Raw genomic sequence first — 7639 nt, forward strand, 5'->3', positions numbered from 1 at the left:
TTCCTAGGGCGTGTGTCGGAAGTCCCGCCTGCCCCGCGACGTCGGGCACGCACGCTCGCTGCGTTGTCGGGGTCGTCCAAGTACGTCCAGTACGAGGACGACCCTCCGCCTTGCGATCGCACGCACCAGACGCCGGGCCCACCCTTCGGGCGGACGGCGGGACTTCCGACACACGCCCCAGTGCGCTGATCACAGACGTTCACGGTGCGGGGCGACACGCCGCCCGGCCTGCCAGCCGGGTGGCGTGCCGTCCATGTGGCAGTGGGCCGGGGTCTGTTGACGTCCGGCCACGTTGCCCATCGGGCCCGGACGGCCGGGCATACGGGAGGCACGGGCGGCTGCCAGGACCTGACGCATATGGTCGAGGAGGCCGACCTGCTCGGCAACTCCCTTTGTTCGCGGCCGCAGCTTCCCGCCCTCGGACAAGAAGTCGTTGCACGGGTCGGCCACAAGCAGTGCGGTCGTCCCGCCGGCGTATCCGGGGTCGTTCATGCCAAGGTTCCCTCACGGGTGGTTCTGGACGGTGGCGGAACAACCGTCCACGAGGCACGGACCCGTCGCCCGGCCGGAGGTGGGGGGGCGGTCAGCTCTTGAGGAAGTCCAGCAGTTCCGCGTTGAAGGCCTTCTCGTGCTCGCCGACGAGGCCGTGCGGGGCGCCGGAGTGGACTATGAGGGTTGAGTCCTTGATGAGTTCGGCGGACTTGGGAGCAGAGGCGACGAAGGGCACGATCTGGTCGTCGTCACCGTGCACGATCAGCGTCGGAACGTCGAAGCGCTTGAGGTCCTCGGTGAAGTCCTGCTCCGAGAATTGCTCGATGCAGTCGTACGCGCCCTTGAGGCCGACCTGCATGCTCCATATCCAAAAGGCCCGGCGTGCCCCGTCCGAGCCGGTGACCCCTGGCCTGTTGAAGCCGTAGAAGGGATCCGCGAGCTCCCAGTAGAACTGGGAGCGGTCGCCGGTGACACCCTCGCGAATGGCGTCGAACGCCTCGATCGGCAGGCCCTCCGGGTTGGTCTCGGTCCTGAGCATCAGTGGCGGCACCGCACCCAGCAGCACAGCCCTGGCGACGCGGCCGGTGCCGTGGCGGCCGATGTAGCGGGCCACCTCGCCGCCGCCGGTGGAGTGACCGACCAGGACGGCGTCGCGCAGGTCGAGGGTGTCGATCAGCTGCGCCAGGTTGTCGGCGTAGGTGTCCATGTGGTTGCCGTTCCACGGCTGGCCCGAGCGTCCGTGCCCGCGCCGGTCGTGGGCAATGGCCCGGTAGCCGTTCTCCGCGACCAGGCGGAGCTGGCCATCCCACGCGTCGGCATTGAGAGGCCAGCCGTGGCTGAACACGACCGGCTGCCCACTGCCCCAGTCCTTGTAGAAGATCTCTGTCCCGTCAGCAGTGGTGAACGTGCTCATCGTGGTTCCTCCCGGCTGACTTTCCCGAGCCGTCACACCCGCGACGGTCACCGTCCGGCTCACGACCATGTATGTGCGGGTCCAGCTCCTGCGACTCACCGATCGCACCCACCGTCACGGACGCTGCTCACGCTCCGCTCCGGCAGCCAGTTTCGACCATAGAACGCCACAGATCGGGGTGCCATGTTGAGCCGGATGGAGGGAGTGTCCCTCTGCCGGCGGGCCGGCGCCGAGCAGTGGATCAGGGCGGTGCGCCGAAGGGGATGCAGACGGGCAGGTCCTCGTTGAAGGTGTGGTCGGTGCTGTGCCGCCTGCTGTCGGAGACAGAGGAGACGGTCACCCTGCGTGCTCGCGTCCGTCCCGCGGGCCGAAGGCTTCGAGAGCGTCTGTGTCGGTTGCGCGCGCGTGCAGGAAATAGTCGGCCCACTCCGCGATTTCGGGGTACGAGGAGTCCTGGCTGACCTGGATGACGGCCGCCTCGATGTCGAAGTCGGTGACGCGCAGGTCGATGCCAGGGCCCAGGATGGCCCAGTGGGCTCCGCTCCGTCCGTAGGGCATGCCCACGCTGCCGGGGTTGATCACCAGCCGGCCGTGGGCCAGGCGGACGAATGGCATGTGGGTATGGCCGCAGACCACGGTGCGGATGTCGGTGTCGAGCCCACCGAACACGTCCTTCCAGCGATCGAGGCGCGAGTCGACCAGGACGACCTCTTCGTCGTCCCGGGGGGTGGCGTGGCAGAACAGCACCTTGCCCAGGCCGTGCACGGACAGGGAGAGTGATCGCGGCAGCCGGCCGAGGAGGGCGAGGTGGTCCTCGCGCAGCTGTTCGGCAGCCCAGGGGGCGATCGGATCAGGGATCGAGTCGCGCTGCCCGCGGCGGTACTCCAGAAGTTCGCGATCGGCGTTGCCACTGATCCAGATGACCCGGTCGCCGAGGCTGGTCAACAGGTCCAGGACCTGGGTCGGTTGCGGACCTGCGGTGATGTCGCCGGTGAGCACGATCTGATCAGCGGCGCTCACCTCCGGCTCGGCCAGCACGGCCTCGAGCGCGGGCAGGACTCCGTGAATGTCGGAAAGGACGGCTACTCGGTTCAGCATGGTCACCACTGTGAGGTGAAGACAGCCGGGAAGTGAGAGCGTTCGCCCGACGCGAAGGACGAGGTGGGGCCGCTTCACCGTGCACCGTCACCGGAGGCGTAGCTCTTCAGGGGCGGAGAGTTTCGCCCACTGCGTCGGGTCCGCCCTGCTGAGGGCGTGGAAGGCACGATGGCGAGTACGTCGCCCGAGGAGAAGGCCGGGTCGACGATGCCCTTGTCTGCGCGTCGGCCGTCGACTGGACGTCTGCGTCGTCGTGCCCCGGCAAGAAGTGGAACAGGTCGCCGGGGGAGGTGCGCTCCGGCCGGGCAGAGCGTCGTTCCGCCGGGGATGACGGGACGACCCTCGGCCGGGGAGATCGTGGCCGGTGATGGGACCGCCTCGGCGATCATGCTTGCTCACCGGAAACGGTCCGGTGGAGTCTGCGCGGTGGCACGCCGACCGGCTGTACCTTTCCGACGGGACCTCTGGCGAGGTGATCGTCGCGCCAGGCCGGCCGGAGCGAGACGACTGCTCATCTCGGTGGCCCCGGACACCGAGACCGCCGATCGTGTGAGGACTGCGGCCGCGGGACCGCATCACCGGTTGCGGCGATCTCCATCCCGGCTGTGCGGCGGCGCCGTCGCCGGTCCCCGGTATCGGTCACACCGGTTCCTGGTCGGCTGTGCTCATCGGCCCGGCGAGAACCGACCTGGTACACACGGTGAAGAGGGCGCCGCCGGGGTCGCTGATGACGGATTCGGTCCCGCCGCCGGGCGAGGGGGCCACGGGGGTTGCGGTTCCTCCTGCCGCGCGTGCTGCGACGATGGCCGATTCCACGTCGTCGACCTGGAAGTGCACGTGCCAGCGCGGCCGCACGCGGGGGTCGGGAGATTCCCCGACGCCGCCTCCGCGCAGGGTGGCCACAGTGTCCTTGCCCTGGCGGACGGTGACGGTGTCCTGCTCGTAGGCGTAGGTGACCTCGCAGCTGCCGGGTTCGCCGGAGGCCCAGTCGAAGATCTCGGCGTAGAAGATGGCGGCGTCGAACGCGTCACGGGTGCGCAGCTCGAGAAAGGCCGGTGCGTTGCCGCGGCCGGCCGACCAGGGCAGGGTGCGGCCTTCCCAGAAGCCGAAGACGGCCCCGTCGCGGTCTGCTGCCATCACGCCCCGGCCCAGGCCGAAGCGCACCGGGCCGACGGCGATGGTGCCGCCGCGCTCACGGGCCCGGGCTGCGGTGACGTCTGCGTCGGCCACGGCGAAGTACGGGGTCCACGCCCCGGCCACCGGCAGGCCGGGCGCCACCTCGGCCAGCCCGGCCACCGGTCGCCCCTGAACGGTGGCGACCGAGAAACCCGCTCCCAGGCTGCCCCGGCGAAACTCCCATCCCAGAACGGTCGTGTAGAAGTCCTGCGTGGCGCGCAGGTCGCGGGTCATGAGGTTGACCCAGCACGGTGTACCGCACACCGGAGTCACGTGACGTGCAGGCGTCATCAGGATTCGTCTCCTCGCCCCCGCACGAGGGGCTGTCAGCGGCCGAGTGCCTCGCGCAGCTCCTGTTTGTTCATCGTCGAGCGGCCCTCGACGTTCTTCTTTTTCGCCTCTTCGTAGAGCTGGTCCTTGGTGGGGCCCTGCGCTCCGCGATGGGACCGTTCACCGCCACGCTGCGAGGCGGATTTCGGATCGCGCAGGGATGCCCTGCTCGCCGTTTGCGCCTCTCCCGAGCGGGCCCGCTCCTTGTTGACGGTGCGCGCGGCGATTTCCTTCGCACGCTCCTCGGAGACACCGCGCTTCTCGGCACTCTCCTTGATGTGCTCGTACTGCCGCTCCCGCTTACGACTGGATCCTGCCGGCATCACACCGCACCTTTCCTCCTGCCCGTCCTGTCCGTCCGGGTGGCGACTCGCGCGCCCCGCGCACCATCCCGTACCGGTCCACCGCATGCACTCCACGCATACGCCCACTGCGCCCCGCACGCCACCCGGGACAGCGCCGGATCTCCCCTGACGAGCCCTGAGCGGAAGCCGCCCTGCGAGCCGCCATGGCTGGTGGGTGCTTCCGACGGGTTCCCCTCGCTGCGCAACGGCCCGGAGTCGGCGCAGACTGGGGGTATGAACCCCTACGAGGGGCTGGCAACGGTGGAGCGCAGCGACGGGACCCTGGTCCGTGTGTGGGCCGAGGTCACCGTCGCCCAGGAGCACAGCGCGGCAGACCCTGACCGGCCCTGGACGGCCCGGCTGACCGCGCCCGGCGGCGAAGGACTGCTGCTGCGGGGCGCCGTCAGCCTGATCCTCGACTCCGGGACCCGCTGGCCCGCCGAGGTCACCTACACCCAGCTGTCATCCGGCCTGCACTCCCCGAGCTGGACCGAGATCCGGGGCACAGGGCCCGCCGTGACCGTGCCGGGCGTGATCTCCGGCGACCATGCCCGGGACGATGCGCCGAAGCCCGGTGTGACGGGTCCCGGCGAGCGGCGAGGAACGGTTCTCCGGCCCGAACCGGACCCCGACCACGACGGAACCCCCTGAAGGGGCCAGGGACCGGCCGATGGATCCGGACGACGCCCGGATTTCGTGCCCGGGAGAATCTCGACAGGACCTCGTACTCGTCGAGGTCCTGCGCCCGGTCGCCGAGGACATCGAAGCACCGTCGCACAGGTCGCCACCGCGTGGGTGCCCTCCCGTGGCGACGACCTCGTACGGACCTTCGGAGCCTGGTGCCCCGCGCGGCTCACGGACGTGGGGGCCGCAGCAGAGTCCGTGCTCATCGACACGGGACTGCCGGCCCAGATCGAGCGCTTCACACCGGCTGGTGCCGCGGGCAGGCGACCGCTGTCCGTCGAACCGGATGACGCGAAGCAAGCGCACCCTGATGCTCACCGACCGCACGCAGCACCTTCTCGTCCTGGAGGGTCAGGTGTTTGAGGCGGTCGCGGACCGTCACCCCTGCAGGCCCCGGCGCCACGAAGGACACGGCCAACTTCCGCAGACCACTCACCACATCACCCCATACCGGGCCGGACACCTGCCACCCGACCCAACGAGCAACAGCCACCAAGGTCACCCATTCGGCCCCAGAACCCCTGTACCCATCCCCCGATGAACCCCGACAGGGGCTCACTCCCGTTCGCTACAACTCACTCCAGCGCAACACACCGACAGCAGCTCGCAACCCCCGTCGGCGGCGGATCCGGCCACCTGCCGGAGGCCCCCTCGCCGAATGAGAACCGTGCCTGCTTAAAGCCGGTCCACCACGGATCGGGCCCCGATGTCGGGCGAGCTCACCCTGTTCATTCCCTGGGCACGGCCCGCCGTCGTGGGCCTTGGCGTCCTTGCAACGGCCTCGCCCACAGGCCGTGCGCCGATGCGCGGTGGTCCGGTGCGTTGCGCCCCTGGATCCCGGAGGCGGGAGGGAGGATGTCGTGCGTGAACGCAGAGCGGGACGACAGCGGGCAGGCGGGCCGTCAGGAGACCTCCGAAGAACGGGCCGACCGAAATCTGATCGAACTCCTGCAGGAACTGCGGGTCATCCAGACCGGTGTGCAGATCGTCTTCGCGTTTCTCCTCGGCCTGGCCTTCACCAGCAGGTTTCCCACGCTCGACACCATGGAGCGCTACACCTATGTGGTGACGCTGCTGCTCGCCGTGGTGTCGTCCGCGATTCTCGCGACCCCGGTCGCGCTGCATCGGGTGCTGTTCCACCGAGGCGAAAAGGTGCGCATCGTGGCCCTGTCGGCCCGGCTCACCGAAGTCGGCCTCGTCTTTCTCGCACTCGCGCTCAGCGGCGCCACCTTGCTTCTCATGGACGTCGTGCTCGGACTCACGGTGGCTGTGGTGATCACTGCGGCTACGGTCGCCATGTTCGCCGGCCTGTGGTTCGTCCTGCCTCGGACGCTGCGCCGTCCCTGACGGGGCTCCGGTTCCCTCTCCCGACGACGATCAGTTCCGGCGTCGACGCGGGAATTCTCGACGGGCTGCGGCTCGCCGGACCGGCACGTTCGCCGGCCGGCTGTGGGCACGACCCGCCGTGACGGTCCTGGGTATCGACTGCCCGCCCGTCGTCGGCCCCGCAGGCGCCGTACCGGCGACCGCCCGGGCTGACCCCTGCCTCGCGTACCGTCCGGCACGGACGCGTAAGTGTGAAGGCGCCCGGTGGTGACCGCCCGGCGCGCGCGTGCTGCGGCGGCAGGGGCAGGTCATGATGGGTACTGCCGTGTTGATCACCACCTCAGGAGCGCCGATGGCGAGTCGGGTCCACCAGCCGCTGGAGAACGCTGAGTTCGACTTCGTTCTGGCCAGGGCAGACGCCCCGGTGCTTGCGTACTTCTGCGGGACCTGGGCGAAGGTGGCTGAGGTGTGCAGGGAGATGGACTCCCTCGTGCGCGAGATGGCCGACGCGTACGGGGAGCGGCTGACCGTCGTCAGGACCGACATGGTCCGGTGCGCGGAACCGACCCGACGCTACGGGGTCACCGGCGCGCCCTCGTTTCTCCTGATCAAGCAGGGGGAAGTGACGGCGACTCGGACCGGACCCATGAACCGGACGCAGTTCAGGGAGTTCCTGGACGCCAACCTTTGAATACTCCACAACTCCTGACACGGAGTTGTACCGCGGCGCGCACGCGGACGCGCGGGGGTGCAGCCGGTTCAGCGCGTCCGAACGTGGAAGCTGTAGGGGTGAATACCTCAGCCGGCGACGGCTCACCAGAACGCGCCGGCCACCGGCGATCGGCGGGGTCGCCGCGCGGCGAGGCCCGGCGCCGCGAACTGCTCGAACGGGTCACCGACGACCTCATGGTAAACGGGCTCGTGGACTTCTCCCTTCGGCCACGCCTCGTTGGCCTCCCAACCCGGCCCGGTCACGGACTTCATCGAAGAGGCGGCCGCAGGCTGATCATGGATACCGAAGGCGGGGGAGACGGGCAGTGCCTGCCTCCCCCGCCTTTCCCGTGTCCGTGCCACTGCACGACCAGTGACGGACGGCGGGTCCGAGTCGGTGAGCGGACGTGTCGTGCGGAAGCGCCGCACGACACGCTGCACGGGCATCAGCCCTTGCGGGAGTTGACCTGTTCGGTGAGCTGGGGGACGACCTGGAAGAGGTCGCCGACGATGCCGTAGTCGACGAGGTCGAAGATCGGGGCCTCGGCGTCCTTGTTGATCGCGA

Annotated in this window: 8 protein-coding genes and 2 pseudogenes; 4 read left to right on the forward strand and 6 right to left on the reverse strand. The window is 69.5% G+C overall.

Features of this window, described 5'->3' with window-relative positions; genetic code table 11:
• Nucleotides 1-189 precede the first annotated feature (189 nt).
• The 5 genes from ACFU6I_RS46985 to ACFU6I_RS47005 all read right to left on the reverse strand — a co-directional run bounded on the left by ACFU6I_RS46985 (nt 190) and on the right by ACFU6I_RS47005 (nt 4332).
• Nucleotides 190-492, reverse strand: a complete 303-nt coding sequence (locus tag ACFU6I_RS46985) for a hypothetical protein (RefSeq protein WP_384380295.1) — start codon at nt 490-492, stop codon at nt 190-192.
• Between the two features lie 91 nt (nt 493-583).
• The gene (locus ACFU6I_RS46990) at nt 584-1405 is read right to left on the reverse strand and encodes an alpha/beta fold hydrolase (RefSeq protein WP_384380298.1); all 822 of its coding nucleotides are present in this window, start codon (nt 1403-1405) and stop codon (nt 584-586) included.
• 336 nt (nt 1406-1741) lie between these two features.
• A complete protein-coding gene (locus tag ACFU6I_RS46995; RefSeq protein ID WP_384380301.1) occupies nt 1742-2503 on the reverse strand; it encodes a metallophosphoesterase family protein in 762 nt (253 codons plus the stop codon).
• Nucleotides 2504-3142: 639 nt separating this feature from the next.
• Nucleotides 3143-3970 carry a VOC family protein gene (locus ACFU6I_RS47000; protein WP_384380304.1) on the reverse strand — a complete coding sequence of 276 codons (828 nt, stop codon included), beginning with the start codon at nt 3968-3970 and terminating at the stop codon, nt 3143-3145.
• A 35-nt stretch (nt 3971-4005) separates the two neighbouring features.
• The gene (locus tag ACFU6I_RS47005; protein ID WP_384380306.1) at nt 4006-4332 is read right to left on the reverse strand and encodes a plasmid stabilization protein; all 327 of its coding nucleotides are present in this window, start codon (nt 4330-4332) and stop codon (nt 4006-4008) included.
• Nucleotides 4333-4587: 255 nt separating this feature from the next.
• Here ACFU6I_RS47005 and ACFU6I_RS47010 point away from each other — a divergent pair, with 255 nt between their 5' ends.
• The 4 genes and pseudogenes from ACFU6I_RS47010 (at nt 4588) to ACFU6I_RS47025 (ending at nt 7054) form a co-directional block, all read left to right on the forward strand.
• On the forward strand, nt 4588-5004 hold the full coding sequence (locus ACFU6I_RS47010) for a hypothetical protein (protein ID WP_384380309.1): 417 nt from the start codon (nt 4588-4590) through the stop codon (nt 5002-5004).
• 897 nt (nt 5005-5901) lie between these two features.
• Nucleotides 5902-6384, forward strand: a complete 483-nt coding sequence (locus tag ACFU6I_RS47015) for a DUF6328 family protein (RefSeq protein WP_384380311.1) — start codon at nt 5902-5904, stop codon at nt 6382-6384.
• Between the two features lie 22 nt (nt 6385-6406).
• Nucleotides 6407-6609: pseudogene (locus ACFU6I_RS47020) on the forward strand (dipeptidase); the annotation flags it as partial.
• 106 nt (nt 6610-6715) lie between these two features.
• Nucleotides 6716-7054 (forward strand): thioredoxin family protein, encoded by a 339-nt coding sequence (locus ACFU6I_RS47025; RefSeq protein ID WP_384380313.1) that lies wholly within the window; start codon nt 6716-6718, stop codon nt 7052-7054.
• A gap of 466 nt (nt 7055-7520) precedes the next feature.
• On the opposite strand, the pseudogene ACFU6I_RS47030 reads toward ACFU6I_RS47025, so the two are convergent.
• Nucleotides 7521-7639 (reverse strand): annotated as a pseudogene (locus tag ACFU6I_RS47030) (electron transfer flavoprotein subunit alpha/FixB family protein); the annotation flags it as partial.

The organism is Streptomyces sp. NPDC057486 (assembly GCF_042802415.1).
Classification (GTDB): Bacteria; Actinomycetota; Actinomycetes; order Streptomycetales; family Streptomycetaceae; genus Streptomyces; species Streptomyces yanii.